Raw genomic sequence first — 25,952 nt, 5'->3', positions numbered from 1 at the left:
TTCGAGTGAAAGGGCGCCATGACGCTCTCGACCCCCTATCCGCTCGGCGTCACCCTTCGGGGCGATGGTGCGAACGTCGCCATCTACTCGGAGACCGCCGACGCCGTCACCGTGTGCATCTTCCCCGAGGGCGGTGAGGAGCAGCAGACGCGCCTCGAACAGCGCACCGGACACGTGTTCCACGGACTGGTGGAGGGCCTCGTCCCCGGGACGCGGTACGGCATCCGTGTCGACGGCCCCTGGGACCCGGCGAACGGTCTCCGCCACAACCCGGCCAAGGTGCTGCTCGACCCGCACGCGACGGCGGTCACGGGGCGCTACGACCTCGGCCAGGCGCAGTTCAGCCACCGCCTCGACGCGCCGGAGACGATGGACGACACCGACTCCGCAGGGCACGTCGCGCTCGGCGTGGTCACCGACCCGTCCTCGTTCGACTGGGACGCCGACGGCCAGGACGTCGCTCCGCGCATCCCGCTCGCCGAGACGATCGTGTACGAGGTCCACGTGAAGGGCTTCACCAAGCAGCTCGCCGAGGTGCCCGAGGAGATCCGCGGCACCTACGCCGGCCTCGCCCACCCGGCTGCCATCCGCTACCTCACCGACCTCGGTGTGACCGCGGTCGAGCTCCTCCCCGTCCACCAGTTCGTGCAGGACAGCCACCTCGAGGAGAAGGGCCTCCGCAACTACTGGGGCTATAACTCCATCGGCTTCTTCGCCCCGCACGGCGAGTACGCGGCCGCCGGCGACACCGGTGGGCAGGTCGACGAGTTCAAGGCCATGGTCAAGGCGATGCACGCGGCCGGCCTCGAGGTCATCCTCGACGTCGTCTACAACCACACGGCCGAGGGCAACCACATGGGCCCGACCCTGTCCTTCAAGGGCATCGACAACGCGGCCTACTACCGTCTCGTCGACGAGGACCGCGAGCACTACTTCGACACCACGGGCACGGGCAACAGCGTCAACGTCGGCCACCCCGCGGCGCTCGGGCTCATCATGGACTCCCTGCGCTACTGGGTGACCGAGATGCACGTCGACGGCTTCCGCTTCGACCTCGCGACGACGCTCACCCGCCAGGACGGCTCCGCCGAGATCCACAGCGCGTTCCTGTCGCTCATCGAGCAGGACCCGGTCCTCGCACCCATCAAGATGATCGCCGAGCCGTGGGACACCGCCGGCTACCAGGTCGGCGGCTTCCCCGCGAGCTGGTCCGAGTGGAACGGGAAGTTCCGCGACGACGTCCGCGACTTCTGGAACGGCGCCGACAGCGTCCTCGGCACCATGTCGCAGCGCGTCCTCGGCAGCCCGGACGTCTACGAGGCGTCCCGGCGCTCGCCGCTGTCCAGCGTCAACTTCGTCACCGCGCACGACGGCTTCACCCTGGCCGACCTCACGGCGTACTCGATGAAGCACAACGCCGCCAACGGTGAGGACAACAACGACGGCGAGAGCGACAACCGCTCCAGCAACAACGGTGCGGAGGGCCCGACGGACGACCCCGCCGTGAACGCGCGCCGCGATCGCCAGCGTCGCAACTTCCTCGCGACCGTGCTGCTGTCGGCCGGTGTCCCGATGCTCCTCGGCGGCGACGAGATCGCCCGCACCCAGGGAGGCAACAACAACGCCTACTGCCAGGACAACGAGGTGTCGTGGTTCGACTGGGACAAGGCCGACCACGACCTCCTCGGCTTCACGAAGCGCCTGATCGCCCTGCGCCTCGCCGAGCCGGCGCTGCGACCCGACTGGTTCCGCCAGGGTCCGGGCTCCAAGGCCGACGACCGGGTCTTCATCACCCGGTCCGACGACGAACCCTTCGCCGACGAGGACTGGGACAACCCCGACGCCCGGTCGATCACCTTCGTGTTCCGTCACGCCGGATCGGCCTCGTTCGCCCTGCTGCTGAACGCGGCCGAGAACGGCGTGGAGTTCAGCCTGCCGAAGGCTCCCGGCCTGCCATGGACGCTCGTCGAGTCGAGTGACCCGGAGCAGATGCTCGCCGAGGGGTCGACGACGGTGATCGTGCAGGGGACCTCCTTCACCCTCCTGCGATCGGGGGTCGCATCATGACCGACGTGTCCGGCGGCGGGCCACAGCGTTCCGCCGTGCCCGTCTCGACCTACCGCCTCCAGCTGACCGCCGACTTCCGGCTGCAGGACGCCGCGGCGCTCGTCGACTACCTCCAGGCCCTCGGCGCCGACTGGGTCTACCTGTCGCCGATCCTCCGCGCGGAACCTGGATCCACCCACGGCTACGACGTCGTCGACCACACCGTGGTCGACCCGGAACGCGGCGGTGCCGAGGGGCTCACAGCGCTCGCCGAGGCCGCCCACGCGGCGGGCCTCGGCGTCCTCATCGACACCGTCCCCAACCACATGGGCGTCGCGACACCGGTGGAGAACGCCTGGTGGTGGGACCTGCTCCAGCATGGCCGGGACGCGGAGCACGCCGCGGCGTTCGACGTCGACTGGGAGGCCGGCGCCGGTCGGATCCGCGTGCCGATCCTCGGCGACGACGAGGACGGCCGCAGTGCGCTCGACGACCTCAGCATCGAGGACGGCGAACTGCGGTACTTCGACCACCGACTCCCCATCGCTCCCGGGACGGCGGACGACGACGCGAGCCCGCGCGAGGTGCACGATCGGCAGCACTACGAACTCGTCAACTGGCGCCGCGCCGACAGCGAGCTGAACTACCGACGGTTCTTCGCCGTCAACACGCTCGCCGCGATCCGCGTCGAGGAACCGGCGGTCTTCGACGGCTCGCACGTCGAGATCGGTCGTTGGTTCGACGACGGCCTCGCCGACGGGATCCGCGTGGACCACCCGGACGGGCTCCTCGACCCCGGTGCCTACCTCGACCGCTTGTCCGAGCGCATCGGCGGAGCACCCATCTGGGTGGAGAAGATCCTCGAGGGCGAAGAGGACCTCCCGGCCGAGTGGGCCACGCTCGGCACCACCGGCTACGACGCCCTGGGCGACGTCGACCGGGTGCTCGTCGACCCGGACGGCCTGCCGACGCTCGGTCAGCTTGCGGGGGTCGAGCTGACGCGCGACGCCTGGGACGACCTCGTGCACACCACGAAGCGGGGCATCGCCGACGGGATCCTCGGGTCCGAGGTCCGACGCCTGGCGAGGCTCGTCCCCGAGGTGCCGGACGCCGTCGACGCGCTCGCCGAGATCTTGACCGCGTTCCCCGTCTATCGTTCCTACCTGCCGCTCGGCGACGAGTACCTCGACGCCGCACTCGACGAGGCGGAGACCCGTCGGCCGGAGCTCGCGGACGCCTTCGCCGCGCTGGCTCCGCGCCTGCGCAGCTCGACCGATCCGCTCGCCGCGCGGTTCCAGCAGACCTCGGGCATGGTGATGGCGAAGGGCGTCGAGGACACCGCGTTCTACCGCTACACGGCGCTCACCTCGCTGACCGAGGTCGGCGGCGACCCCGCCGAGACCGACATCAGCGTCGCCGAGTTCCACCACCGCCAGGCACGGCGGCAGGCGGAGTGGCCGTCCTCGATGACGACGCTCAGCACGCACGACACGAAGCGCAGCGAGGACGTCCGCGCCCGCATCGACGCCCTGAGCGAGGTCGCGGACCGGTGGGCGGAGCACGCCGTCGCCCTCCACACCTCGAACGGCTTCCCCGACCGGCAGCTCGAGCAGCTGGTCTGGCAGGCGGCCGTCGGTGCGTGGCCGATCGAGCGCGAACGACTGCACGCCTACGTCGAGAAGGCCGCCCGCGAGGCCGGCGACTCGACCACCTGGACCGCACCGGACGAGACGTTCGAGGCCGCCCTGCACGCCGCGGTCGACGGACTGTATGACAGCCGTCGTGCGAACGCCGCGCTGCTCGACGCCGTCGCGGACGTCGAGGCGGCCGGATGGTCGAACAGTCTGGTCGCCAAGGCGATCCAGCTCACGATGCCGGGCGTGCCGGACGTGTACCAGGGCAGCGAGCTCTGGGACCGGTCGCTGGTAGACCCCGACAACCGTCGTCCGGTCGACTACGCCGAGCGTCGCGCGGTGCTCGCCCGTCTCGACGAGGGGTGGCTGCCGCCGGTCGACGCCGACGGCGCGGCGAAGCTCCTCGTGACCAGCCGACTCCTGCGTCTGCGACGGGAGCACCCGTCGCGCTTCACCGAGTACACGCCCATCGGGGCGGACGGACCGGCAGCCGACCACGTCGTCGCGTTCTCGCGCGGTGGCGTGATCACGGTCGCGACCCGGCTCTCGCTCCGGCTCGCGGAGCACGGTGGCTGGAAGTCGACCACGGTCACCCTGCCGGAAGGCCGGCTCGTCGACGTGCTGACGGGCCGTGAGTTGCAGGGTGGCGAGGTCCGTCTCGCGGCGCTGCTGGAGCAGTATCCCGTCGCCGTCCTGACGCGGCCCGACGATGCGGCCGAGGCCGCGAGCGAGGAGTGAGCACGATGACGACCAGCACCACGAGTCCGGCTGACGGGTTCCGTGTCTGGGCACCCGAGGCCCAGCGCGTCGACCTCGTCCTGGACGGTGAGCAGCACCCGATGGACCGCGACGTCGCCGAGGGGTGGTGGATCGCGCTCGACGGTGCCGAGCCACGCGCGGCGGTCGTCGACAGCGACTACCGCTACCTCGTCGACGGTGAGGGTCCGTTCGCCGATCCGCGCTCGCGTCGGCAGCCGGAGGGCGTCCACGGCCCGTCGCGCGTCGTCGCATCCGACCCCGTGCCGTGCGACGGGACCGGCTGGCGGGGTCGCTCGCTCATCGGTGCCGTGCTCTACGAGCTCCACATCGGCACCTTCACCGAGGCGGCCACCTTCGACGGAGCGATCGAACGCCTCGACGACCTGGTCGAGCTGGGTGTCGACGCCGTGGAGATCCTGCCGGTCAACGCGTTCAACGGTGTCTGGAACTGGGGCTACGACGGCGTCTTCTGGTCGGCGGTCCACGAGGCCTATGGCGGACCGGACGGCTACCGTCGCTTCGTCGCCGCCTGCCACGAGCGCGGGCTCGCCGTCATCCAGGACGTCGTGTACAACCACCTCGGTCCCTCCGGCAACGTCCTGCCCCGCTTCGGCCCGTACCTCGCGGACGGCGCCGGCAACACCTGGGGCGACGGCCTCAACCTCGACGGGCCGGACTCCGACGAGGTGCGTCGGTACATCATCGACAGCGCGCTGCTGTGGTTCGAGGAGTACGGGGTGGACGGCCTGCGCCTCGACGCGGTCCACGCCCTGCACGACACCCGTGCGATCCACCTCCTCGAAGAACTCGACGCCGCGGTGGATGCGCTCAGCGCCGACCTCGACCGATCGTTCACGCTCATCGCCGAGTCGGATCTGAACGACCCGAAGCTCATCACGCCCCGGGGCCCGGCGGTGCTGGTGGGTACGGTCTCGACGCGCAGTGGAGCGACGACTTCCACCACGCGCTCCATGTCGCGCTCACCGGCGAGGTGTCCGGCTACTACGCCGACTTCGCGCCGCTCGGTGCGCTCGGCAAGGTCATGGAGGAGGGGTTCTTCCACAACGGCACCTGGTCGAGCTTCCGCAAGCGCCACCACGGCCGCCGCATCGACCTCGAACGGACGCCGAGCTGGCGGCTCGTCGTGTCCGACCAGAACCACGACCAGATCGGGAACCGCGCGACGGGCGACCGGCTGGCCGCGACCCTCGACGACGGGCAGCTCGCCATCGCGGCCGCCGTCACGCTGCTCGGGCCGTTCACCCCGATGCTGTTCATGGGGGAGGAGTGGGCCGCCTCGACGCCCTGGCAGTTCTTCACCTCGCACCCGGAGCCCGAGCTCGGTGAGGCGACGGCGAAGGGCCGGATAGCCGAGTTCGCCCGGATGGGTTGGAACGAGGCTGACGTGCCGGATCCCCAGGATCCCGAGACCTACCGTCGGTCGGTGCTCGACTGGTCGGAGCGATCCCGTGGGCGGCACGCGACGCTGCTGACCTGGTACCGACGGGTGATCGAGCTGCGGCGGACGGTCCCGGCGTTCACCGATCCGGCCTTCGCCGACACGACGGCGATCGTCGACGAGGCGACCGGCTCGTTCGTCCTGCGTCGTGGCTCGGCGACCCTGGCGGTGAACTTCGGGACGGAGCCGGTCGAGCTCGCACTGCGGGTCGGCGAACTCCTCGACAGCTTCGGTGAGGTCGTCACGACGGACGGATCACTCCGGCTCGGTCCCCACGCGGTCGCGATCCTCCACCACTGACCTGCCTGCCCTTGGGCCAGCGCGGTGCGCTGACGCGAGCGCGGGTCTACGGCGTGAGCGCACCCCTCCGGAGGGGCGCGCTCACGCACACGCCCCGCGGCGGGGCCGATTCCGGCGCGCTCGCGTCAGCGCAACGCGCCGACGCCGAAACGCCCGCGGTCACGTCGGCGCACCGCGCTGGCACACCGGCCCGCGGGGTGACTCAGCCGACGGGCAGGGTCGACGGCGTCGTGAACCAGACCGTGGTGTCGCCGTGGATGGTGCTGCCGTCGAAGGGTCCGCTCGCGACGAGCACGGACGAGTCCGCGAGCGACGAGGGGACGGCGATGTCGTCGGCACCGGTGTTCGCGACGACCGTGACCGCGCCGTTGGTCAGCGCGAGGATGGTGTCGGGAGCCCCCTCGATCCAGGCGATCGAACCGAGTCCCAGCGTGTGCTCGCGGCGCAGGCGGAGCAGCGTGCGGTACAGCTCCAGGGTCGAACCGGGGATGCCGGCCTGTGCGTCGCGCGAGTAGTCGTTCCAGTCGTCGGGCTGCGGCAGCCAGGACGCACCGGTCGTGTTGAAGCCGTACGCGGGGTGCCCGGCCTCCCACGGGATCGGCACACGGCAGCCGTCGCGGCCGTACCGCTCGTGGTTCGTTCGGAACCAGGTCGGATCCTGTCGGGCGTCGTCCGGCAGGTCGATGACCTCGGGAAGTCCGAGCTCCTCGCCCTGGTAGAGGTACGCCCCACCGGGCAGGCTCAGCATGAGGGCGGTCGCCGCCCTGGCCCGCTGCAGCCCGAGCGCGCGATCCGGCTGGCCGGGGGTGTTCGGACCGACGCCGTAGCCCTGGGGTTCTCCTCCGTGAGCGCGAGGCGGGACGCGTGCCGGACGACGTCGTGGTTGGACAGCACCCACGTGCTCGGAGCGCCGACCTGCGCGAACGCTCTCAGCGACTCGCCGATGACCGCCTTGAGGTCCGCGGCGTTCCACGGGGTCTCGAGGTACGGGAAGTTGAACGCCTGCTGCATCTCGTCGGGGCGCACCCACAGGGCCATCTTGTCGAGAGGGTCGACCCAGGCCTCGGCGCACAGCACGCGGTCGCCGTCGTACGTCTCCAGGAGCTCGTGCCAGTCGCGGTAGATCTCGTGCACGCCGTCTTGACCCCAGTATGGAGCGGTCTCCGGCCACGAGGCGGGCCCGGTGCTGATACCGGGTTCGAGTGCGACGCCCGCCGAGGCGCCACCCATGCTGCCGCCCTCGGCCGGTGGGGTGTAGTCGGGCAGGCCGTCGGCCTTGATCATGCCGTGCGCCACGTCGACGCGGAACCCGTCGACGCCGCGGTCGAGCCAGAACCGGAGGATGTCGCGGAACTGCTCGCGGACCCACGGGTTCGTCCAGTCGAAGTCGGGCTGCGAGGAGTCGAAGATGTGCAGGTACCACTGGCCAGGCGTGCCGTCGGCCTCGGTGACGCGCGTCCAGGCCGGGCCGCCGAAGACGGACTCCCAGTTGTTGGGGGCGATCTCGCCGTACTCGCCCTTGCCGTCGCGGAACATGTACCGGGCGCGCTCCGCCGAGCCGGGCCCGGCCGCCAGGGCTTCCTGGAACCAGCGGTGGGCGCTCGAGGAGTGGTTGGGGACGAGGTCGACGATGACGCGGATGCCGGCGGCGTGCGCGGCGGCGGTCATCGCGTCGAAGTCGGCGAGCGTGCCGAAGATGGGGTCGACGTCGCAGTAGTCGGCGACGTCGTAGCCGGCGTCCTTCTGCGGGCTCGTCATGAACGGGGACAGCCAGATGGCGTCGACGCCGAGCTCCTGCAGGGCGCCGAGGCGGGAGGTGATCCCGGGCAGGTCGCCGAGGCCGTCGCCGTTCGCGTCCGCGAAGGATCGCGGGTAGATCTGGTAGATGACGGCGGAGCGCCACCACTCCGAACCGGGGTGGAGCCTCCTGCGGGGGAGGCGTGCTGAGCTGCGGTCGCCGACGTGGTCGGGAGGGCGGAGTCCATGTCGCTACCCTAGGCCATTCACGGGGCCCATCGCCGCTCGTGGACTGGCCAGCGCGCTGTCGCCGGGGCTGGCGCGCGGCTGTCGATTCGGACCGTATTCCCGGCCACCGACCTGCCCGCCTTGCTTAGAGTGGGGACATGACCACGGAATCGGACGGCTCGGCCCGCAGCACGGCGAAGCGCGTCGCCGCGCAGGCGGGAGGCATCGCCGGATCAGCGGCCCGGACGACGCGTGGCATCATCCGTCGGAATCCGACCGCGAACCGGGTGTACCGTGCGGGTGTCGGAGTCGTCGGCGGTGGCACCGTGGCGCTCGGCGTGGCCCTGATCCCGCTCCCCGGGCCGGGCGCACTGATCGCCGTCGGCGGGCTCGCCGTCCTCGCCGCGGAGTTCGAGGGTGCGAAGCAGGCCAGCACGAAGGCGAACGCCGCCGCCAAGAAGGGCGTCGCCGTCGCGAAAGACCTTCGGGCGAAGCGCCAGGCCAAGCAGGCCGCGAAGGCCGCGCCGGAGCACTGACTCCGTGGCGCATCGCTGACCCGGCTCGCGTGGGCGAACCGTGCCTGTACCACCACCCGGCTACGGTGGACCAGTGGGGACATCGGCGAAGGGGAGTGGAGCCCGCCGGCCCGCACAACGCAAGACCGCTGCGCCCGGACGACGCACGACCAGCGCCACCCGCTCGACGCGGAAGCCGCGATCCCGACCGACCAGCGCGCGCAACCGCTCCCGGCGACCCGCCGCGCCGACGCGCCGGAACCGGCGGGCGGGCATCCGTGTGGGATGGCTCGTCGCCGGCGGGGCGGTCGCGATCGTCGGTCTCGCCGTCATCGTGGCAGCGGTCGTCTGGGGACCGGAGCTCATCAGTCGAGCGGAAGCACGGGACTCGACCCTCGGAACCGCGCCACATGCCGCCGTCGAGGGACCGGGCATCCCCGCCGCGGGCTCGGCCGGAACAGCGCCGGTGGCCGTCACCGACCGGGTGGACCGTGCCTGGGCGACGGCCACGGCGCTCCGCATCGGCATCCCCGAGCGGGCGATGGTCGCCTACGCCGGTGCGGCACTCGCCGTCGCCGAGAGCCAACCGGGCTGCGGGATCGCCTGGAACACCCTGGCCGCGCTCGGCAGCGTCGAGTCAGGCCACGGCACCATCTTCGGCGGTGCGCTCGACGACGCCGGGCGGGCCGTTCCACCCATCGTCGGCCCGGCGCTCACCGGCACCGAGTTCGACGCCGTCACCGACACGGACCGCGGCGCCTTCGACGGCGACGCCAGATGGGATCGTGCGGTCGGGCCGATGCAGTTCATCCCGTCCACCTGGCAGCGGTGGGGCGCGGACGGGAACGGCGACGGTGTCGCGGACCCGCAGCAGATCGATGACGCGGCGCTCGCCGCAGCGCACTACCTGTGCCACGGTGGCCGGGACCTCCGCATCGAGGCCGATTGGATCGCGGCGATCGGGTCGTACAACGGGGCCGCGTCGTACCTGCAGAAGGTCGTCCACGCCGCGGACACCTTCGCCGCGAACTGATCCCGATCCGGTGTACGAAGCACCCCTCGCGGGATGCTAGTCTCTACTGGTGCCATTTCCGCGTGAGCGGTCTGGTTCGCGCTCCGATAGCTCAGTGGTAGAGCACTTCCTTGGTAAGGAAGAGGTCGCGGGTTCAAGTCCCGCTCGGGGCTCGTTCTCTCCGTCACTGCTCTCGCCGGCATACGGAGAGACGTGGCAGGGTAGCTCAGTTGGTGAGAGCGCACGACTCATAATCGTGAGGTCGAGAGTTCGAATCTCTCTCCTGCTACCAGATCAGCTGTTCAAGAGAGAAGCACCGGAGATTTCTTCGGTGCTTTTCTGTTGGACCGTGGCAATCGCTCCACCGTCCTCGGTGACGACCAAGGTGTCGGCCCCGCAACCCCCGGCCATGACAGCAACCTGGAGTACTTCAATGCCCGCCAGCGCTGAGACCTACACCTGCCCGGTGTGCGGTTACCCCGGGCTCGACAGCCCGCCCTCCCGCGACGGGCTCGCCTTCTGGGACATCTGCCCGAGCTGCGGCACCGAGTTCGGCAACGACGACGCGAACCGCACCCACGAGCAGTTGCGCGAGGCGTGGATCGCCAAGGGGATGCCGTGGTGGAGCACCAGTCCGCGGGACCCGCCGCCGGAGGGCTGGAATCCCGCGGCCCAGCTGATCGCCGCCGGCTTCTAGCTGTACTCGGTCAGACCGTCGGTGACCCTCGGCTGATCAGGGACTGGCCGCCCAGGGGATCCTGGAGCGGCACGACCATCGCCTGAGACGCGCTCCTCGCCGCATCGGGAGTGTTCACCGCTGGCCATCTGACCGTGCGTCAGCGCTTGTCGCGCCGGAAGCGGGCCTCGCGGCTCGCGACGAGTACACCGAAGCCCGTCGTCCCCGCGGCGAAGGCGATGATCAGCACGAAGAACGCGAGCTCGTCTCCTGCGCCGTAGGCGAACGCGGCGACAAGCAGTGCGACAGAGGCCGCGACCACGAGCAGCCCGCCGACCATCTCGCCCCGGCTTCCCACCATCGCTCGCATGACCCCAGCGTGCAGCAGGGGCCGTGGAAGCGCAATGCCTGTTCGGCGGCAGGTGATCCGCGCCGTCTGCCGCGCAACTCGTCGGACGCCTCTGCCCACAACCGTCTGAGTGTTGTGCGACATGCCCTGCAGGTTGATCGAGGTCATCTTTGTTCGCGCCGAACACGGGTGGGCAGGACGACGCTCCACAAGGTCGGAGTCACATCGTCGTCGGCGTGAGAGCCCTCAACCGCCCGAGGTCGCGAACGTCGTGACCGGCGAGCCGTTGGCTTCGCAGGCGTCTCGCATGTCGTTCTGGAGCCCACCGAACTCATCGGTTGTCGAGTCGAACTGTGCGCCAGACGGCAGCGCCTCATGAGTCGTCATGTAGTCGGTCAGTCCACTGAGCTCGTCCTGGAGACCCCAATCGCGGAACCTGCGTATGCCGTCGAGATCCGTCTTGGCCAGGTTGGTCATGGCAACCCATTCTGCCTCCGTGATGCGGCCTGCCCTGAAGTCCGAGTCTGCGCTCTGGAGGTTCGCGAAGACGACGGACACAGCGCCACAGGTCGTAGCTGCCGCGACTGCCGAGCCGGATCCGCCTGCCGTGGCGGTCTGCTCAGGCAACGACGATGAGGTACAGCCGGCAATGCTCACGCCGAGGACGACGACTGCAGACACGACAGCGATGAATCGCACGGACGAGTGATTCATGCGTTTCCCCCTGGTGTCATGCCGCCCTGCCGTGCGTGCACTGAGCGTGCCCGCCCACGCGGAGAGGATCTCATCGAGGCTACTGGTTCTCAGAGCGATCCGGTCATCCCAGAGCGTCGTCGAGTTGCCGGAGCCACTGCTGAAACTCGCCGGGACCGGAGAAGTGGACTCCGGGCACCCGAGCGACCTCCTCCGCAGCGTCGGGGCCGTCGACGACGAGTGCGTACCCGCCGCTGGCCAGCGCCACCCGGAACGCAGGCAGATCCCCACGGTCGTCACCGGCGTATGCGACAACACCCAAGCCATCAGCCCGGATGATCCTGTGCAGCGCCGTGCCTTTGTCCTCATCCAAGGGCATCCGCAGCTCTTCGACGCACTTGCCGGGTTCCCGCCTGAGCCCGAACTCGTCGATGATGCGCTCGACGAGCGGCGCCACCAATTGCTCGGCCGCCGCGCGGTCGAGTGCACGGCGCCAGTGGACCGCGACGGCGAGGGACTTCTCTTCGACGTCGACACCGTCGATGCTGTCGAGTTCTCGGTGGAGTTCGCGTGTCGCGGCTTGGACAGCAGCCGTCCACTCCTGGGCTTCGGGCACGACGTCGATGCCGCCGTCGGTGAGACGTTCGAGACCGTAGGAACCGTAGAGGTCGACGCCGGGGATCGTGGCGCGGTCGGCGAGGAAACCCACCGGGCGCCCAGAGAGGAGCGCGACCGTGGAGAGCTTCCCAGCCAGGCGCTCAAGCGTCTGCGCCGTGCCAGGCAGCAACTCGCTGAGGGCCGGCTCGTCCGTGATCAGGGAGAGGACACCGTCGAAATCCATCACGAGTCCTGCATCGGAACCAGCGGCAATGGCCTGAATCACTTCGTCATCGGAGCTCATCAACCAAGCCTAGCCATGCCTCGTGCCCGTGGACGGTTGAGCAGACGACACATGATGGGATCAGACGCGCCGACGTGGAGAAGCCTCGATGCGCTCGTCCGTGATCGGGGCAGGCCGGGACGTCGACGCGGTCACCCTCGATCGCCGAGGACATGGCGACGTCGTCGACGCATCATTGTGCACGGTGGCCACGAGCCCCCACTCCACCGAGATCGGGACGAGCACGAGTTCGGGTCCTTCTGCCTGCCCTAGCTGGTGCGGAATCGGTGGACTTCCCTCCATGACGTCGCGGATCTCGGTCGACGCGAGCGCGCTCGGAGTGATCTGTCGCGCGCGAGGGGTCGCCAGGTTGCGCGTCTTCGCCTGCACCCTGTCCGATCAGTTCGACGATGGCCGGAGCGACGTCGACCTGCTCGTCGAGTTCGTACCGGGGTCGACAGATCCGTTCGACGCGTACTTCGGTCTTCGAGAAGACCTTGAGTCCTTGTTCGGCCGTCCGGTCGACCTCGTGATGGCGTCCGCTGTTCGGACCCCGTACTTCGCTGCCTCGGCCTACGCCGGCGCAGAAGAGCTGTATGCGGCCTAAATCGGCAGCTCTCCTGTGGGATGCGCGAACAGCGTGGCGTCAGCCCTTCGAAGTCTCGCCGGGGTCGGGTCCCCGGCCTGCACGGAGCAGGACGCCGACGAGCATGGCGGTGCCGATTAGGAGACTCACGCCGGTCAGCACGATACCGATGCCGACGACCGAGGTCCCCGGTCCGTCATAGCCCTCGAGCACCGCCGTGCCGGGGTCGTCCGCTCGGTAGATCACCGTGACGACGTCGCCGACGGCGGGTTTTCCGTCGAGGGGCCAGTCCGCCCAGACCCGCTGTGGCGAACCGTCGGGTGCCAGATAGTCGGTCCTGAACCGGTGGTCCGATGCCTTCCTCCCGTCATCCACCTCGGTGACCGTCCCACTCGTCCGCTCCCCGTTCTGCAACAGGTCGCTGTCGGCAGCCATCATGAAGGAACCGACGACCACGGCCACCGGACCGGCCAACAGCATCAGGACGATCGCCACCGTCTGGAACACCCTGCTGTGCAGGAAGCCCCGTGTGTCGCCCGTCGCGCGTTTCCGTGCCATCACCAGTGCGCCACCGTCCCGATTCGAAGCTCCTGCATCAGTGGTTCCCAGTGAGGGAAAGACTCAGCATGATGATGGCGGGCACGATCAGGCCGATCGCGACGCCACCGGCCGCCGCCCAGAGCCCGATGCTGATGTGGGGGCTCATGCGGGGACGCAGACCGAGTTCCTCGCCGATCTCCTTGATGCGCGCCCGTTCGTTCTCGGGGCTGAACGCGATCTCGAACCCGCCGGGGGAGGTCCCGAGCATGATGACCCTGCCGTACCGGACTCGGCCGGACTGCCAGGGGAACGACCAGGAGAGGCGCGGGACGAAGCCGGAGACACCAGCCGACCAGCTCATCCGCTTGACCGTGTCCGTGATGCTGAACCGCCGACGTCGCTCATCGACCCGCACGGTGTAAGTGATGCTGTCGGACACCTCGTTCAGCTGGAGGACGTTCCACCAGCGGGCGTCCGCGAGGTCGTACCCGACCTGAAACCCGTCGGGGAGGCTGGTGACGATGAACGGGGTGTTCTGCAGCTCGGCCTCGACGGCCCACTGATAGTCCTGCAGCACGCCCGTCGGCGCAACGTCGGTTCCACTCACGGACTCAGTATGGCAACGCGGCGAGAGTCCGCAACGATCGTCGGATGGGCAGTGCTCCCCATCGCGCTCTGGCCCCGAACGTTCATCGCTCCCAGATGCGACGGTAGCCGGGCATGAAGGCGATCATCGCCGCGAGCAGGGTGCCGAGGTTGAGCAGTGGCAGAGCTGGACCGATGGTCCAGGGCGAGTCGGCGTAGACCCCCATCAGCATGACCATCCAGGCGCCGATGTTGCCGAGGATGAGCACGATGATGAAGGTCACCGCGGTCGCCCCGGCCCGGGACGAGACGCGCTTGCCCGCGAGCATCGGCGCGGTGCAGATCGTGCCGATGATCACGACGATGAGCACCAGGAACGCGCTCGCGAACAGGATCGATGCGGGATCAGGGTCGCCGTCGTCGTCACGGTCCGCGAAGCCCGCGAGGAAGAAGAACAGATTGAAGGACTCAGGGTCCTCATCCGTCTTCGTCTGGATCGCGTAGGGGACGAACAGCGAGAGGATGAGCGCGATCTCGAGCAGCAGCATCGGGACCGAGATCAGGATCGACTCGATGCCCGCCATGCGCTCCTCGAGGCGGGTGCGCGCCGCCTGGGCGGCGACCGATTCGGTCGCGGTCGCTGGTCCCTGCTTCGTTGGTTCGCTCATCGTTGATCCCCCGATCGGGAGCCGGGCTCAGGTGTGCCCGACTCGGCTGCCGCGAAGGCGAGCGACCGGTTGCGCCCTTGACCTCCGACGTGGTCATGGTAGCCGCGATGGGCCGACCATGGCGGAGCCGTGCCGGACGGCGTCAGGCGGCGTCCAGCTCGGCCGGAAGGTCCTCGCGTAGGGCTGGGCAGTGCTCCGGCGTCGGGTGGAGGGTGATGTCGATGACCGTTTCGAGGCGGGCGCGCGCAGCCTCGAGGTCCGCCATCTGCGCGGTGATGCGGTCGCGTTCGGTCCGAAGCAGCTCGAGCGACTCCGGCGTCGCGACACCGGCATCGACGCAGGGGAGCAGCTGGACGATCGTGCGGCTCGGCAGGCCGGCCGCGAACAGCTGCTGCACGAGCTCGACGCGTTCCACCGCCGCTCGTTCGTAGGTCCGCTGGCCACTCGTCGTGCGGGTGGCCGTGAGCAGCCCCTGCTCCTCGTAGTAGCGGAGCGAGCGAACGCTCACCCCGGTCCGAGCCGCGAGATCTCCGATGCGCATCGAGCTTCCGTTCCTGGCTTGCACCTGACATTGATGTGAGGTCTTAGCCTAACCAGGCTGCTGCGGGATCGCCTCGCACGCGGAAGGGAATCATGGACATCGCAGGATCCGTCGCACTCGTCACCGGCTCGAACCGGGGCATCGGACGCAGGTTCGTCGTGCAGCTGCTCGAGCGCGGGGCCTCGAAGGTGTACGCGACCGCGCGGCGCCCGGAACTCGTCGACATCCCGGGCGTGGAAGTGCTGCAGCTCGACATCACCGATCAGGCGTCCGTCGCTGCGGCGGCCGAGATCGCGACCGACGTCACGTTGCTCGTCAACAACGCCGGGATCGCCACGCAGGGCTCGATGCTGACCGGCGACCTCGCGGACGCTCGGCGCGAGATGGATACGCACTACTGGGGCAACCTCGCCATGGTGCGTGCGTTCACGCCGGTGATCGAAGCGAACGGTGGAGGGACGATCGTCAACGTGCTCTCCGCCCTGAGCTGGTTCGCCCACCCCGGCTCCGGCGGATACGCCGCGGCCAAGGCGGCGGAGTGGAACATGACGAACGCGGTCCGTCTGGAACTCGCCCCGAAGGGTGTCACGGTGCAGGGGCTCCACCTCGGGGCCGCCGACACCGACATCATGGCCGGCTACGACGGCCCCATGGTCGACCCCGCGGACGTCGCACGGGCGAGCCTCGACGGCGTCGCAGCCGGCGCTTCCGAGGTCGTCGTCGACGAGTGGAGCGCCATGGTCAAGGCCTCGCTCGCCCACGACCCCGACGCGTTCTACGCACAGTTCGCCTGAGCATGGAGCCTGGGCGCTGTGCACGAGACGTGCACGGTGCAGAATGGAGGAAGCCCCCGAACAGTTACGGTCTGCTCGGGGGCTTCCTCATGCCGGTGTGCGTTACCGCGCGGCCGCGACGAGGTCGGCGATGCGCTGGCCTCGGGCGTTCGCCTCGGCCACGAGGGTCTTCACCTGGTCTTCGGTCAGGCCGGTGACCTGACCGTAGGCCTTCGTGTTGGCGGCGATGGAGAACCCCTGCGCGCCGCCGGGTGAGGTGTACATCGTTCCGAACGTCTCGGTGACGAGCGCGATGGTGCCGGCCGGCACGCTGATGATCTTGGGCATGTCTGACTCCTTGAGCGGGTGTCCTGGGTCCTCGCCGTTCAGGCGAGCGTTGATGAACGGATACGGATCGGTGGTGACCCCGATGTCGGCGTTGTTCCACGTGCCGTCCGCGGTGAAGGTGATGGTGAGGTGCAGATGGGCTCCGCTGGAAGCGGACCCGGTGTTCCCGACGACGCCGACGGGTTCACCGCGGACGACCGCCGCGCCGACCTGGTGCGGTGAGGCGGCCGCCAGGTGGCAGTAGCCCGAGTACATGCCGTCGGGGTGAGCGATGACGAGGACGTTGCCGAGGGCGTCGCTCCAGCGGTTGGCGGAGACGACGCCGGCTGCGACCGCGGGGACCGCAGCCCCGGCGCCCGGTTGGTAGTCCAGCCCGCGGTGTCGCTGGGATCGTCCTCCGGCCATCGAACCCCAGCCGTCGGCCAGATCCATCTGCGGGAACGGGTGTTGATAGCGGAGGACCATGTGGCTCCTTTCGTGGCGCGGAGGGTGGGCCCCCGAGCAGTTACGGTCTGCTCGGAGGCCGTTCTCCGTTGCCGGTCAGTGGTGACTCGAGGTCACCGGTGCGCTACGCCTGGTTCGACGTGAGCTCCCGGATGGTGGTGTAGAACTGGTCGCCCGTGAGGTTCACGTACGGCCCGTAGGTCGGCACCAGCGCGTCGTAGACGACGGGTGCTGCGATGTAGCGGACGTAGCCGGGGCCGACGAGCGCGATGGCGCCGAAGGTCTGCTTGCCCTGCCAGACGTAGCCGGACTGTCCCTGACGGATGATCTTCACGAGTTGTTCTCCTGTACTTGTTGATGGGTTCGCGGAGCCGAAGTAGCTCCACGGGTTCTGGCGGCTGCCAGAGGGGTCGAGCAGGTGACGGTGGAGGTGCTGAGGCACGCCTCCCGTGTTGCCCGAATAGGCGATGATGTCGCCCTGGTTGAAGTGCTGACCGTTGCTCCCGACGTATCGGTCGAGGTGCGAGAACACATCGGCCCATCCGGGGTTCTGGTCATGGTTGAAGCGGCACGAGTTGCCCGCTGATCCGTCGTTCGGAACCCAGTTCATGGTTCCGGGCGTGGGTGCGAGCACCGGGGTGCCCACAGCGGCGACGAGGTCGACCCCGCCTCGGCCGGTCCGGTCGAGGTGGTTCTGCCAGGACACGTAGGGATCGCGGTTGTCGTCCGCGATCACCGTGGACGGGCCGTTCAGCACGTAGTTGTTGAGCGCCACTCTGCCTCCAATCTGTTGTTTCGTGGAGGATGTGTCCTCCGACATTCGAACGTGTGTTCGAGAGAGACTCTATGACAATCTCGTCGTATTGTCCAGTTTATTCTGTCGATTCATCCTGAAATTCTTTCTTCAGAGGCAGATTCGGCGTCGGAATCGAGTCGAGCATGGCGGGGTGTGGATCCTGCTCTCAGTCTCGTCAGGAACCCGTTCACGCCGGGGATCGCCATGATCCGGGCCAGCGCTGCGGCGATCGCCGCCGTCGTGGCCACGGCCGCCGCCGCCCAGGCGTAGACGTCGTCCGGAAGGAGTTCCCGGATCGCCTCCAGGAGTTGTGGCGCGATGATGCTCGCGGTCGTGATGCAGGCCACCGAGCTCAGGATCACGGCCGCGGTCGTCTGGATCACGGTGCGGATGATCCGCTGTGCTGGAAACGGGACGGGCGGTGGTGTCGGTGGTGTCGGTGGTTCTGGAGCGGTCCGGTGTTCGGTCATGGTGCCTCCTCGGGCGTTGGTGGTGGTAGAAGACCTGGATGGTTCCCAGAAGTTGTCTCATCTGGCATCATTCAGGTCGGAGGTGACACTATAGAGCGCATGAGGCAGGTTTTCTGCCGTTCATGACAGGCTTTCTGGCTACGATCGGAACGTGAACGCAGCAGAGGCGATGGTCAATCAGGCGTTGGCGGACGAACTCGTGGCCGCCTACAAGCGGCGACGCATGAATCAGCGCGCTCTGGCTGAGGCGACGGGAATGAGTCCGACGACGCTGCAGCGCGTCCTCGCCGGTCGCAGCGAGATCAGCGGCCCGACCTTCGTCACGCTCTGCGCGGCGACCGGTGCTGATCCGCTGCGACTCCTGGCCGACGCCCTGCAAGCGGTCGGGGGGATGAGCCGGATCGAGGCCGAACTGCAGGCGAGCGACGACGAGCGTGTGGCTCCGGTGTCGGACACGACTGCTACGAATGACGAGCTGGATCGCAGACGCCGGCAGAGGGAAGCTGCGTCGTGGACGACGGAGCAGTTGGAGGGGGAACGTGGGGCGGCAATCACCGATGGAGAACTGGAGCAACCCGAGCCGGAAGCCCCGTGAGCGAGGGCGCGCCTACGACCCGTATGCGCACGCGGAGGAGCTCGGTCTCGCCGTGATCTTCCGGCCCCTGCGGGTGTCCCACGAGCGCTGGCTGCCGTCCGCGCACACGATCGTCATCCAGGAGTCGCTCCGGTCCGTCCACCGGCGGAACGCCCTCGCCCACGGCATCGCGCACTGCGTGCTCGGTCACGAGGACGACCGACCGAAGCACGAGGTGCAGGCCGACCGCTTCGCCGCGTCGAACCTCATCGACCTCGACGAGTTCCGAGCCATCGCGCGTTGGGCACCGGACCTCGAGCATCTCGTCGCGGAACTCGGCGTCACGAAGCGCCTCGCCCGGGCCTTTGTCGCGCAGCATGCGGACCTGGCCCAGCACGCCGACCTCGCGTAGCGGCGCGCGCATACTGGGACCATGACCGACGAAGCCGCACCGGACCCGCAGCCTGCGGCAGCCGTGGACGACGACCTCCTGGAATCGACGATGCTCGACCTGCTGGGGAAGCGGGCCGCGACCTCGTCCATCTGTCCGTCCGATGTCGCTCGGGCGGTCGGTGGCGACGACTGGCGAGCGCTGATGGACGACACCCGCCGGGTCGCCTGGCGCTTGGTCGACGAAGGCCGGGTGCGGATCACGCAGGGCGACGAGGCGGTCGACCGCGCGACGGTTCGCGGCCCCATCCGGATCCGATGGGCCAAGGACGCCGACGTCGAGTAGTGCGCCCCCTGTCGTCCTGAGACCGGAGGAGCTCGGTCCGACGCCGGTTAGGCTGGAGACATGACCATCGCCCTCATCCGTCACGGACAGACCGCCTGGAACTTCGAACGACGGCTGCAGGGCACGACGGACATCCCCCTGAACGACACCGGGCGGGAGCAGGCGGCCACGGTCGCCCCTCGGCTCACCGGCACCTGGGACGTCGTCGTCAGCTCCCCGCTGGGGCGCGCACGCGAGACCGCGCAGATCATCGCGGACGCGCTCGGTCTCGAGCTCGGCCCCACCTACCCCGACGTCGTCGAGCGCCACTACGGCGACGCCGAGGGCGCGACGGCGCAGATGGTCCTCGAGAACTGGCCAGACCACCAGTACCCGAACCTCGAGACCGAGGAGTCGGTCATCGAACGCGGACTCCGCGGCATCGACGCCATCGCACGCGACTTCCCCGGGCAGAACGTCCTCGTCGTGAGCCACGGCACGCTCATCCGACTCACGCTGAGCCACCTCTCCGGTACGACGGTCCCACCGCTGGAGAACTGCTCCGTGTCGGTCATCGAGGCGACCGACACCGGTTGGTCGCTCCTGGATGCCGGTACCGCTCGCACGACGCCTTCGCTCGAGACGGCGCTGTCCGGCTCCAGCGCGCAGTGAGCGGGAGCGACTCGACCGGCCGTCCGGTCCGCTCCCCGTCCGGTGTCGCCTGGCTGATCGGCATCGGGCTGACCGCCGGATTCCTCTCCGGGCTGTTCGGGGTGGGCGGCGGCATCCTCATCGTCCCGGCCGTCGTCTTCCTGCTCGGCTTCGGCCAGCGGCTCGCCGCGGGGACCTCCCTGGCCGCGATCGTCCCGACCTCGCTCGTCGGCGTCGTCTCCTACGCGGTGAACGGGACCGTCGACTGGGTGGCGGCGATCCTCCTGGCGATCGGTGCCATCGGCGGCGCGCAACTCGGCAGCTACCTCCTCTCCAAGCTCCCCAAGAAGACGCTCCAGTGGGGCTTCATCGGCTTCCTGCTCGTCGTGGTGGTCTCCCTGTTCCTCATCGTCCCGTCCCGCACGGCCGAGATCGATCTGCACGTCGGATCGATCATCGGCCTCATCGTGCTCGGCTTCCTGACCGGCGTCCTGTCGGGGCTGCTCGGCATCGGCGGCGGGGTCGTCGTCGTGCCGATGCTCATCCTGCTGTTCGGTGCGAGCGACCTCATCGCCAAGGGCACCTCGCTGCTCATGATGGTGCCGACCGCGATCTCCGGCACCATCGGCAACGTCCGGCGAGGCAACGTCGACCTGACGGCCGCAGCGATCATCGGTGTCGCCGCCTGTACGACCACGGCCCTCGGCGCCATCGTCGCGTCGGTCGTCCCGCCGTTCGTCGGCAACCTGCTCTTCGCGGCGTTCCTCGTAGTCATCGCCATCCGCATGGTGTTCCAGGCGCTCAAGCGCTCCTGACCGACCCCCGCCGGTCCGTCCGTGCCCGGCCGCCCGGCCGGGGCAGCGGGTAGGCTGGAGGGCGTGTCAGTGAACCCAGAGCTCGCCGGTCGGGTCTTCCCGCCCGTCGCCCCGTACCTGGTCGGACGCGAGAAGATCCGCGAGTTCTCGCGGGCCGTCTTCGCGACGAACCCGATCAACCTCGACCCGGAGGCGGCCCGCGCCGCAGGATACGCCGACGTCGTGGCACCGCCCACCTTCGCCGTCGTCGTCCAAGAGCACACGCTCCAGCAACTGCTCGCCGCACCCGACGCGGGTATCGACTTCAGCCGGGTAGTCCACGGCGACCAGCGCTTCGTGCACCACCGTCCGATCGTCGCCGGCGACGAGCTCACCGCGCAGCTCACCGTCACCGCGGTGAAGTCCCTGGGCGGCCACTCGATGGTCACGTGCGACTCGGTCATGACCGATGCCACCGGCGAGCCGGTGGTCACCGCGACCTCGACGCTCGTGGTGCGAGGAGACGAAGGATGAGCGACGTGCAGCAGACCCCGACCATGCCGGCTGTCGGCGACATCGTCGCGGAGCGGACGGTCCACCTGACGCGCGACGCCCTCGTGCGGTACGCCGGCGCCTCCGGAGACTTCAACCCCATCCACTACCGCGACGACGTCGCCGCGTCCGTCGGGCTGCCGGGTGTACTCGCCCACGGCATGCTGACGATGGGGATCGCGGCCCAGCCCGTGGTCGACTGGATCGGCGACCCCGGTCGGATCCTCGAGTACCAGGTGCGGTTCACCCGCCCGGTCGTCGTCGACCCCGAGACCGGCGCCGACCTCCAAATCGTCGCCAAGGTCGGCAAGGTCGACGAGGAAGCCCGCACCGCGCGCGTCGACCTCACCGTCACCTACGCCGAGCAGACGGTGCTCGGCAAGGCACAGCTGGTCATCAGCTTCGCCTGACCCGGAGGACCATGAACGACGCCATCCGTTTGAGCGAACTCACCACCCTCGGGGTCGGTGGGCCGGCCGCCGCGCTCGTGGAGTGCACGAGCGAGGCCGAGCTGATCGATGCCGTGCTCGACGTCTGGAACACCGACCAGCCGTGGCTGCTGCTCGGCGGCGGGTCCAACCTGCTGATCGGCGACGAGCCACTCGACGCGACCGTCATCCGGGCGGCCAACCGCGGCATCGAACGCCTGGACGCACCGTCCGGTCGCGTCCGGTTGCGGGTGCAGGCCGGTGAGGACTGGGACGCACTCGTCGCCTTCACCGTGGAGCACGGCTTCGCGGGCATCGAGGCGCTCTCCGGCATCCCCGGATCCTGCGGTGCGGCCCCCGTCCAGAACATCGGGGCTTACGGACAGGAGATCGTGTCGTCGCTCGTCGCCGTCGATCTGCTCGACGAGGAGTCGCAGACCCTCGAGCGCATCCCGGCCGCCGAACTCGGGCTCGGGTACCGGACGTCGGTCCTGAAGCGTCACGGCGGCGGGGAACCCGAGCGCTCCGGCGTGGTCGTCGCGATCATCATCGAGCTCGACGACGTCGGCGCCGACGGCCTGGCCGCACCGATCGCCTATCAGCAGCTCGCCTTCGCGCTCGGCGTGGAGGTCGGCGAGCAGGTCCGTCTGGCCCAGGTGCGCACGACCGTGCTCGCGCTCCGGGCGTCGAAGGGCATGGTGCTCGACCCGGACGACCCCGACACCGCCAGCGCCGGGTCGTTCTTCACGAATCCGATCGTGTCCGAGCACGTCGCCCGCTCGCTGCCGGGGGACGCCCCGTGGTGGCCCGTCGACCCGCCGGCCGACGACGACACCGAGTACGTCTTCCCGCTCGGCGAGGTCGTCAACCCACCCCGACCGGCTCCCGTGGAGCGCCTCGCGAAGCTCTCGGCCGCCTGGCTGATCGAGCGGGCCGGCGTCCGTCGTGGGTTCGCGCTCCCCGGATCGCACGCCGCGGTCTCCACGAAGCACACCCTCGCGCTGACGAACCGGGGCGGCGCGACCGCCACCGAGATCGCCGAACTCGCGCGATTCGTGCAGGCGCGCGTCCACGCCGAATTCGGCGTCCTCCTGCAGCCCGAGCCCGTGGTGGTCGGCGTCACGATCTGACGCTGCCGAGGTCCGCTCGCCCGGAGACGGGCGAGCGGACCTCAGGTCAGGACGCGAAGAGGCGCTGCAGCCGCTGGACGCCCTCGAGGAGCTGGTCGTCGCCGAGCGCGTAGCTGAAGCGCAGGTAGCCGGACGGACCGAACGCCTCGCCGGGCACGGCCGCGACCTCGGCCTGGTCGAGCATGAGGTCCGCGAGCTCGAGGGACGTCGTGGGCGTCACCCCGCCGAACGTCCGGCCGAGCAGTGCCGTGACGTCGGGGTAGACGTAGAAGGCACCCTGCGGGGTCGGGGTCTCGAAGCCGTCGATCTTGTTGAGCTCACCGACGATGAGCTTGCGGCGGCGGTCGAACGCCTCACGCATCGCCTCCGCGGCGTCCTGCGGACCGGTGAGGGCCGCGATCGCCGCGCGCTGCGCGATGTTGTTCACGTTGCCGGAGAGGTGCGACTGGAGGTTGCCTAGTGCCTTGATCGCGTCCGCCGGGCCCACGGTCCACCCGACGCGCCAGCCCGTCATCGCGTACGTCTTGGCGACGCCGTTGACGAGGAGCGTCTGCTCGGCGAGCTCGGGTACCGCTTCGACGATCGACGTCGCGCGGACGCCGTCGTAGGTGAGGTTCTGGTAGATCTCGTCGGTGATGACCCAGATGCCGTGCTCGAGCGCCCACTCGCCGATCGCCTTCGTCTGCTCGGGGGAGTAGACGGAGCCGGTCGGGTTCGAGGGCGAGACGAAGAGGAGGACCTTGGTCCGCGGGGTGCGCGCCGCCTCGAGCTGCTCGACGGTGACCTGGTAGTTCTGAGAAGCGTCGGCGAAGACGTCGACCGCGACACCGTCGGCGAGGGCGATGGCCTCGGGGTAGGTGGTCCAGAACGGCGTCGGGACGATGACCTCGTCGCCCGGGTTGAGCAGGACCTGGAACGCCTCGTACACCGACTGCTTACCGCCGTTGGTGACGATGACGCGGCTCGGGTCGACCTCGAGGCCGGAGTCGCGGAGCGTCTTCTCCGCGATGGCCGCGCGGAGGTCCGGCAGGCCGGCTGCTGGGGTGTACCGGTGCGCCTTCGGGTCGCGGGCGGCGACGAGCGCCGCTTCGACGATGTGCTCGGGCGTCGGGAAGTCGGGCTCGCCTGCCGCATAGGAGATCACGGGCCGGCCCTGCGCCTGCAGCGCCTTCGCCTTCGCGTCCACCTTCAGCGTGGCGGACTCGGCGATCGCTGAGATCTTCGTGGACAGGCGGGGCGTGGGAGTCGATTCAGGCACGAGTCCGAGCGTACCCAACCCGGTGTCGCGAGGACAGTATGTGTCCGACCTCGCGTGCAGCGAGGTGAGGCACCTCGTCGCCCGGTCCACCGGGGAACGAGGTGCCTCACCTCGGTCCTCATGCGGGGTCGACGAGGTACCGCGTGTACGCCGGCACGGTGAGGAAGGTCGGGAACTCGTCCCTGAGCGCGACCTCGCGGAACAGCTCGGCGGCGTCGTCGAAGCGGTCGTCCGCGGTGCGGGGGAGCGAGGCGAGGAGCTCGTCGAGGAGGTCTTCGACCCGCTCACGGGTGATCGGACGGCCGTCGTCGGTCGCGACGTCCTGGTGGATCCACTGCCAGACCTGCGATCGACTGATCTCCGCCGTGGCCGCGTCCTCCATGAGTCCGTCGATGGCCGCGGCACCGACGCCGCGCAGCCAGGAGTCGAGGTAGCGGACAGCGATCGACACGTTGTCGCGGAGACCGGCGTCCGTGACCGCGCGACCGATGCGGACGTCGAGGAGCTGCGCAGGGGAGACCGACACGTCCTCACGCAGACGGTCGAGCTGATTCGGACGATCGCCGAGGACCGCGTCGAACTCGGCCCTCGCGGTCTCGATGAGGTCCGGGTGCGCCACCCAGGTCCCGTCGAAGCCGTCGCCCGCCTCGCGGCGCTTGTCGGCTGAGACCTTCTCGATCGCGCGCGCCGTCGCCTCCGGATCGCGCCGGTTCGGGATGAATGCGGACATCCCGCCGATCGCGTGCGCACCGCGGCGGTGGCACGTCTGCACGAGGAGCTCGGTGTAGGCCCGCATGAACGGCACCGTCATCGTCACCTCGCTGCGATCGGGCAGGACGAACCGGGCACCGCGCCCCCGGTAGTTCTTGATGATCGAGAAGATGTAGTCCCACCGACCGGCGTTGAGACCGGCGCAGTGGTCGCGGAGCGCGTACAGGATCTCGTCCATCTCGAACGCCGCCGGGAGCGTCTCGATGAGCACGGTGGCGCGGATCGTGCCGTGGTCGAGACCCAGGCGTTCCTCGGTGAACGTGAAGACGTCGTCCCAGAGCTGCGCCTCCTCGCTCGACTCCAACTTCGGGAGGTAGAAGTACGGCCCGCGGGCGGCGTCGATGAGCGGTCGGGCGTTGTGGAAGATGTAGAGGCCGTAGTCGACGAGGCTCCCGGAGGCCGCCATCGCCGCCCCGGATCGGTCGATGAACCGCAGGTGCTTCTCCACGAGGTGCCAGCCGCGCGGTCGCATGACGATCGTCGGCGTCTCCGTCGCGGTGACGCGGTACACCTTCCCCGCCTCGTTCGTGAACGTCAGCTCGCCGCGGACGGCGTCGCGCAGTGAGAGCTGACCACCGATGACGTTGGCCCACGTCGGGCTCGTCGCGTCCTCCTGGTCGGCGAGCCAGACGTTCGCGCCGGAGTTGAGGGCGTTGATCGTCATCTTCGGATCGGTGGGGCCGGTGATCTCGACCCGGCGGTCCTCGAGACCGGGCCCGGCGCCGGCGACGCGCCAGGAGCGGTCCTCCCGGATCGCCGCGGTGTCGTCGCGGAACCGCGGGTCGCGGCCGTTCCCGATCTCGAAGCGTCGGCGCATGCGCTCGGCGAGGCGGTCATGGCGCGCACCCGCGAACCGCTGGTGCAGTTCGGCGAGGAAGGCGAGCGCGTCCGGGGTGAGGATCTCCTCGTACCGGTCACCGAGACGGCCGACGACCTCGATGGCGGGGCCGGTGCGCTGCGTGGGCACCGGCGCGGTGGTTGGTGTCGATGGGGAAGCGAGCATGGTGTTCATGGGGTGACTCCGTTTCGGATGGTCGTGC

The 25,952-nt window shown here is 69.4% G+C and carries 27 protein-coding genes, 2 tRNA genes and 2 pseudogenes; 18 read left to right on the top strand and 13 right to left on the bottom strand.

Going from position 1 to position 25,952, the window contains the following annotated elements; all coding sequences use genetic code 11:
• Positions 1-18: 18 nt before the first annotated feature.
• The 3 genes and pseudogenes from glgX (at position 19) to treZ (ending at position 6,198) form a co-directional block, all read left to right on the top strand.
• On the top strand, positions 19-2,067 hold the full coding sequence (gene glgX, locus FGL15_RS05020; protein WP_138945188.1) for a glycogen debranching protein GlgX: 2,049 nt from the start codon (positions 19-21) through the stop codon (positions 2,065-2,067).
• A complete protein-coding gene (gene treY, locus FGL15_RS05015) occupies positions 2,064-4,418 on the top strand; it encodes a malto-oligosyltrehalose synthase (protein ID WP_138945187.1) in 2,355 nt (784 codons plus the stop codon). Before glgX ends, treY begins: the two co-directional genes overlap by 4 nt.
• A gap of 5 nt (positions 4,419-4,423) precedes the next feature.
• A pseudogene (gene treZ / locus FGL15_RS05010) lies at positions 4,424-6,198 on the top strand (malto-oligosyltrehalose trehalohydrolase).
• Positions 6,199-6,400: 202 nt separating this feature from the next.
• Here the strand turns inward: treZ and FGL15_RS05005 are convergent.
• Positions 6,401-8,085 (bottom strand): annotated as a pseudogene (locus tag FGL15_RS05005) (glycoside hydrolase family 13 protein).
• A 236-nt stretch (positions 8,086-8,321) separates the two neighbouring features.
• Here FGL15_RS05005 and FGL15_RS05000 point away from each other — a divergent pair.
• From FGL15_RS05000 to FGL15_RS04980, 5 genes are all read left to right on the top strand, one after another.
• Positions 8,322-8,699 carry a PGPGW domain-containing protein gene (locus FGL15_RS05000; RefSeq protein WP_138945186.1) on the top strand — a complete coding sequence of 126 codons (378 nt, stop codon included), beginning with the start codon at positions 8,322-8,324 and terminating at the stop codon, positions 8,697-8,699.
• A gap of 259 nt (positions 8,700-8,958) precedes the next feature.
• On the top strand, positions 8,959-9,711 hold the full coding sequence (locus FGL15_RS04995) for a lytic transglycosylase domain-containing protein (RefSeq protein WP_240773799.1): 753 nt from the start codon (positions 8,959-8,961) through the stop codon (positions 9,709-9,711).
• Positions 9,712-9,791: 80 nt separating this feature from the next.
• A tRNA-Thr gene (locus tag FGL15_RS04990) sits at positions 9,792-9,863 on the top strand.
• Between the two features lie 42 nt (positions 9,864-9,905).
• Positions 9,906-9,982: transfer RNA gene (locus FGL15_RS04985), tRNA-Met, on the top strand.
• 141 nt (positions 9,983-10,123) lie between these two features.
• Positions 10,124-10,387, top strand: coding sequence for a hypothetical protein (locus tag FGL15_RS04980; RefSeq protein WP_138945185.1), 264 nt, complete (start codon positions 10,124-10,126; stop codon positions 10,385-10,387).
• Between the two features lie 139 nt (positions 10,388-10,526).
• Here FGL15_RS04980 and FGL15_RS04975 read toward each other — a convergent pair whose 3' ends face one another.
• The 3 genes from FGL15_RS04975 to otsB all read right to left on the bottom strand — a co-directional run bounded on the left by FGL15_RS04975 (position 10,527) and on the right by otsB (position 12,309).
• The gene (locus tag FGL15_RS04975) at positions 10,527-10,736 is read right to left on the bottom strand and encodes a hypothetical protein (protein ID WP_138945184.1); all 210 of its coding nucleotides are present in this window, start codon (positions 10,734-10,736) and stop codon (positions 10,527-10,529) included.
• Positions 10,737-10,961: 225 nt separating this feature from the next.
• Positions 10,962-11,273, bottom strand: a complete 312-nt coding sequence (locus FGL15_RS04970) for a hypothetical protein (protein WP_138945183.1) — start codon at positions 11,271-11,273, stop codon at positions 10,962-10,964.
• A gap of 259 nt (positions 11,274-11,532) precedes the next feature.
• Entirely contained in the window at positions 11,533-12,309 is a 777-nt protein-coding gene (gene otsB, locus FGL15_RS04965; RefSeq protein ID WP_138945182.1) for a trehalose-phosphatase, read from the bottom strand.
• A 280-nt stretch (positions 12,310-12,589) separates the two neighbouring features.
• Between otsB and FGL15_RS04960 the strand changes: the two genes are divergently transcribed.
• Positions 12,590-12,895, top strand: a complete 306-nt coding sequence (locus FGL15_RS04960; RefSeq protein ID WP_138945181.1) for a nucleotidyltransferase family protein — start codon at positions 12,590-12,592, stop codon at positions 12,893-12,895.
• Positions 12,896-12,934: 39 nt separating this feature from the next.
• Here the strand turns inward: FGL15_RS04960 and FGL15_RS04955 are convergent, their stop codons facing one another.
• The 4 genes from FGL15_RS04955 to FGL15_RS04940 all read right to left on the bottom strand — a co-directional run bounded on the left by FGL15_RS04955 (position 12,935) and on the right by FGL15_RS04940 (position 15,208).
• Positions 12,935-13,432 (bottom strand): DUF3592 domain-containing protein, encoded by a 498-nt coding sequence (locus tag FGL15_RS04955; RefSeq protein ID WP_138945180.1) that lies wholly within the window; start codon positions 13,430-13,432, stop codon positions 12,935-12,937.
• Between the two features lie 37 nt (positions 13,433-13,469).
• Positions 13,470-14,021 carry a hypothetical protein gene (locus FGL15_RS04950; protein WP_138945179.1) on the bottom strand — a complete coding sequence of 184 codons (552 nt, stop codon included), beginning with the start codon at positions 14,019-14,021 and terminating at the stop codon, positions 13,470-13,472.
• An 82-nt stretch (positions 14,022-14,103) separates the two neighbouring features.
• Positions 14,104-14,667 (bottom strand): hypothetical protein, encoded by a 564-nt coding sequence (locus FGL15_RS04945; RefSeq protein ID WP_138945178.1) that lies wholly within the window; start codon positions 14,665-14,667, stop codon positions 14,104-14,106.
• Positions 14,668-14,809: 142 nt separating this feature from the next.
• The gene (locus FGL15_RS04940; RefSeq protein WP_138945177.1) at positions 14,810-15,208 is read right to left on the bottom strand and encodes a MerR family transcriptional regulator; all 399 of its coding nucleotides are present in this window, start codon (positions 15,206-15,208) and stop codon (positions 14,810-14,812) included.
• 92 nt (positions 15,209-15,300) lie between these two features.
• On the opposite strand from FGL15_RS04940, the gene FGL15_RS04935 reads away from it, so the two are divergent.
• The gene (locus FGL15_RS04935; RefSeq protein WP_138945176.1) at positions 15,301-16,002 is read left to right on the top strand and encodes an SDR family oxidoreductase; all 702 of its coding nucleotides are present in this window, start codon (positions 15,301-15,303) and stop codon (positions 16,000-16,002) included.
• Positions 16,003-16,104: 102 nt separating this feature from the next.
• On the opposite strand, the gene FGL15_RS04930 is transcribed toward FGL15_RS04935, so the two are convergent.
• The 3 genes from FGL15_RS04930 to FGL15_RS20500 form a co-directional block, all read right to left on the bottom strand.
• On the bottom strand, positions 16,105-16,794 hold the full coding sequence (locus FGL15_RS04930) for a M23 family metallopeptidase (protein ID WP_138945175.1): 690 nt from the start codon (positions 16,792-16,794) through the stop codon (positions 16,105-16,107).
• 103 nt (positions 16,795-16,897) lie between these two features.
• On the bottom strand, positions 16,898-17,548 hold the full coding sequence (locus FGL15_RS04925; protein ID WP_168223318.1) for a M23 family metallopeptidase: 651 nt from the start codon (positions 17,546-17,548) through the stop codon (positions 16,898-16,900).
• Between the two features lie 110 nt (positions 17,549-17,658).
• Complete coding sequence (locus FGL15_RS20500) at positions 17,659-18,039, bottom strand: hypothetical protein (protein WP_205858689.1); 381 nt, start codon at positions 18,037-18,039, stop codon at positions 17,659-17,661.
• Positions 18,040-18,190: 151 nt separating this feature from the next.
• Between FGL15_RS20500 and FGL15_RS04915 the strand changes: the two genes are divergently transcribed.
• From FGL15_RS04915 to FGL15_RS04880, 8 genes are all read left to right on the top strand, one after another.
• Positions 18,191-18,634, top strand: coding sequence for a helix-turn-helix domain-containing protein (locus FGL15_RS04915; RefSeq protein ID WP_138945173.1), 444 nt, complete (start codon positions 18,191-18,193; stop codon positions 18,632-18,634).
• Positions 18,579-19,025 carry an ImmA/IrrE family metallo-endopeptidase gene (locus FGL15_RS04910; protein ID WP_165767072.1) on the top strand — a complete coding sequence of 149 codons (447 nt, stop codon included), beginning with the start codon at positions 18,579-18,581 and terminating at the stop codon, positions 19,023-19,025. Before FGL15_RS04915 ends, FGL15_RS04910 begins: the two co-directional genes overlap by 56 nt.
• 21 nt (positions 19,026-19,046) lie before the next feature.
• Positions 19,047-19,349, top strand: a complete 303-nt coding sequence (locus FGL15_RS04905; RefSeq protein ID WP_205858688.1) for a DUF3253 domain-containing protein — start codon at positions 19,047-19,049, stop codon at positions 19,347-19,349.
• Positions 19,350-19,409: 60 nt separating this feature from the next.
• A complete protein-coding gene (locus FGL15_RS04900; RefSeq protein WP_138945172.1) occupies positions 19,410-20,000 on the top strand; it encodes a histidine phosphatase family protein in 591 nt (196 codons plus the stop codon).
• Complete coding sequence (locus FGL15_RS04895; RefSeq protein WP_138945171.1) at positions 19,997-20,794, top strand: sulfite exporter TauE/SafE family protein; 798 nt, start codon at positions 19,997-19,999, stop codon at positions 20,792-20,794. The genes FGL15_RS04900 and FGL15_RS04895 overlap by 4 nt, the downstream gene beginning before the upstream one ends.
• A 63-nt stretch (positions 20,795-20,857) precedes the next feature.
• Positions 20,858-21,307 (top strand): MaoC family dehydratase N-terminal domain-containing protein, encoded by a 450-nt coding sequence (locus FGL15_RS04890; RefSeq protein ID WP_085512810.1) that lies wholly within the window; start codon positions 20,858-20,860, stop codon positions 21,305-21,307.
• Positions 21,304-21,735 (top strand): MaoC family dehydratase, encoded by a 432-nt coding sequence (locus tag FGL15_RS04885; RefSeq protein WP_240773798.1) that lies wholly within the window; start codon positions 21,304-21,306, stop codon positions 21,733-21,735. Before FGL15_RS04890 ends, FGL15_RS04885 begins: the two co-directional genes overlap by 4 nt.
• 11 nt (positions 21,736-21,746) lie before the next feature.
• On the top strand, positions 21,747-22,883 hold the full coding sequence (locus FGL15_RS04880; protein WP_138945170.1) for a UDP-N-acetylmuramate dehydrogenase: 1,137 nt from the start codon (positions 21,747-21,749) through the stop codon (positions 22,881-22,883).
• A gap of 46 nt (positions 22,884-22,929) precedes the next feature.
• Here FGL15_RS04880 and FGL15_RS04875 read toward each other — a convergent pair whose 3' ends face one another.
• Positions 22,930-24,141: a pyridoxal phosphate-dependent aminotransferase gene (locus tag FGL15_RS04875; protein WP_138945169.1), complete on the bottom strand. Its 1,212-nt coding sequence runs from the start codon at positions 24,139-24,141 to the stop codon at positions 22,930-22,932.
• A gap of 118 nt (positions 24,142-24,259) precedes the next feature.
• A complete protein-coding gene (aceB, locus tag FGL15_RS04870; protein WP_138947203.1) occupies positions 24,260-25,915 on the bottom strand; it encodes a malate synthase A in 1,656 nt (551 codons plus the stop codon).
• Between the last annotated feature and the right edge of the window lie 37 nt (positions 25,916-25,952).

Source organism: Plantibacter sp. M259 (assembly GCF_006065115.1).
Classification (GTDB): domain Bacteria; phylum Actinomycetota; class Actinomycetes; order Actinomycetales; family Microbacteriaceae; genus Plantibacter; species Plantibacter auratus.
The sequence above is the reverse complement of the archived record's forward strand: the minus strand, read 5'-3'. Positions and strand labels throughout refer to the sequence as shown.

Bases quoted from the DNA above. Each gene is read 5' to 3' on its own strand.
- glgX (WP_138945188.1), top strand. From the start codon at position 19: ATGACGCTCTCGACCCCCTATCCGCTCGGCGTCACCCTTCGGGGCGAT.
- treY (WP_138945187.1), top strand. From the start codon at position 2,064: ATGACCGACGTGTCCGGCGGCGGGCCACAGCGTTCCGCCGTGCCCGTC.
- FGL15_RS05000 (WP_138945186.1), top strand. From the start codon at position 8,322: ATGACCACGGAATCGGACGGCTCGGCCCGCAGCACGGCGAAGCGCGTC.
- FGL15_RS04980 (WP_138945185.1), top strand. From the start codon at position 10,124: ATGCCCGCCAGCGCTGAGACCTACACCTGCCCGGTGTGCGGTTACCCC.
- FGL15_RS04975 (WP_138945184.1), bottom strand. From the start codon at position 10,736: ATGCGAGCGATGGTGGGAAGCCGGGGCGAGATGGTCGGCGGGCTGCTC.
- otsB (WP_138945182.1), bottom strand. From the start codon at position 12,309: ATGAGCTCCGATGACGAAGTGATTCAGGCCATTGCCGCTGGTTCCGAT.
- FGL15_RS04960 (WP_138945181.1), top strand. From the start codon at position 12,590: ATGACGTCGCGGATCTCGGTCGACGCGAGCGCGCTCGGAGTGATCTGT.
- FGL15_RS04955 (WP_138945180.1), bottom strand. From the start codon at position 13,432: ATGGCACGGAAACGCGCGACGGGCGACACACGGGGCTTCCTGCACAGC.
- FGL15_RS04945 (WP_138945178.1), bottom strand. From the start codon at position 14,667: ATGAGCGAACCAACGAAGCAGGGACCAGCGACCGCGACCGAATCGGTC.
- FGL15_RS04940 (WP_138945177.1), bottom strand. From the start codon at position 15,208: ATGCGCATCGGAGATCTCGCGGCTCGGACCGGGGTGAGCGTTCGCTCG.
- FGL15_RS04935 (WP_138945176.1), top strand. From the start codon at position 15,301: ATGGACATCGCAGGATCCGTCGCACTCGTCACCGGCTCGAACCGGGGC.
- FGL15_RS04930 (WP_138945175.1), bottom strand. From the start codon at position 16,794: ATGGTCCTCCGCTATCAACACCCGTTCCCGCAGATGGATCTGGCCGAC.
- FGL15_RS20500 (WP_205858689.1), bottom strand. From the start codon at position 18,039: ATGACCGAACACCGGACCGCTCCAGAACCACCGACACCACCGACACCA.
- FGL15_RS04905 (WP_205858688.1), top strand. From the start codon at position 19,047: ATGACCGACGAAGCCGCACCGGACCCGCAGCCTGCGGCAGCCGTGGAC.
- FGL15_RS04900 (WP_138945172.1), top strand. From the start codon at position 19,410: ATGACCATCGCCCTCATCCGTCACGGACAGACCGCCTGGAACTTCGAA.
- FGL15_RS04885 (WP_240773798.1), top strand. From the start codon at position 21,304: ATGAGCGACGTGCAGCAGACCCCGACCATGCCGGCTGTCGGCGACATC.
- FGL15_RS04880 (WP_138945170.1), top strand. From the start codon at position 21,747: ATGAACGACGCCATCCGTTTGAGCGAACTCACCACCCTCGGGGTCGGT.
- aceB (WP_138947203.1), bottom strand. From the start codon at position 25,915: ATGCTCGCTTCCCCATCGACACCAACCACCGCGCCGGTGCCCACGCAG.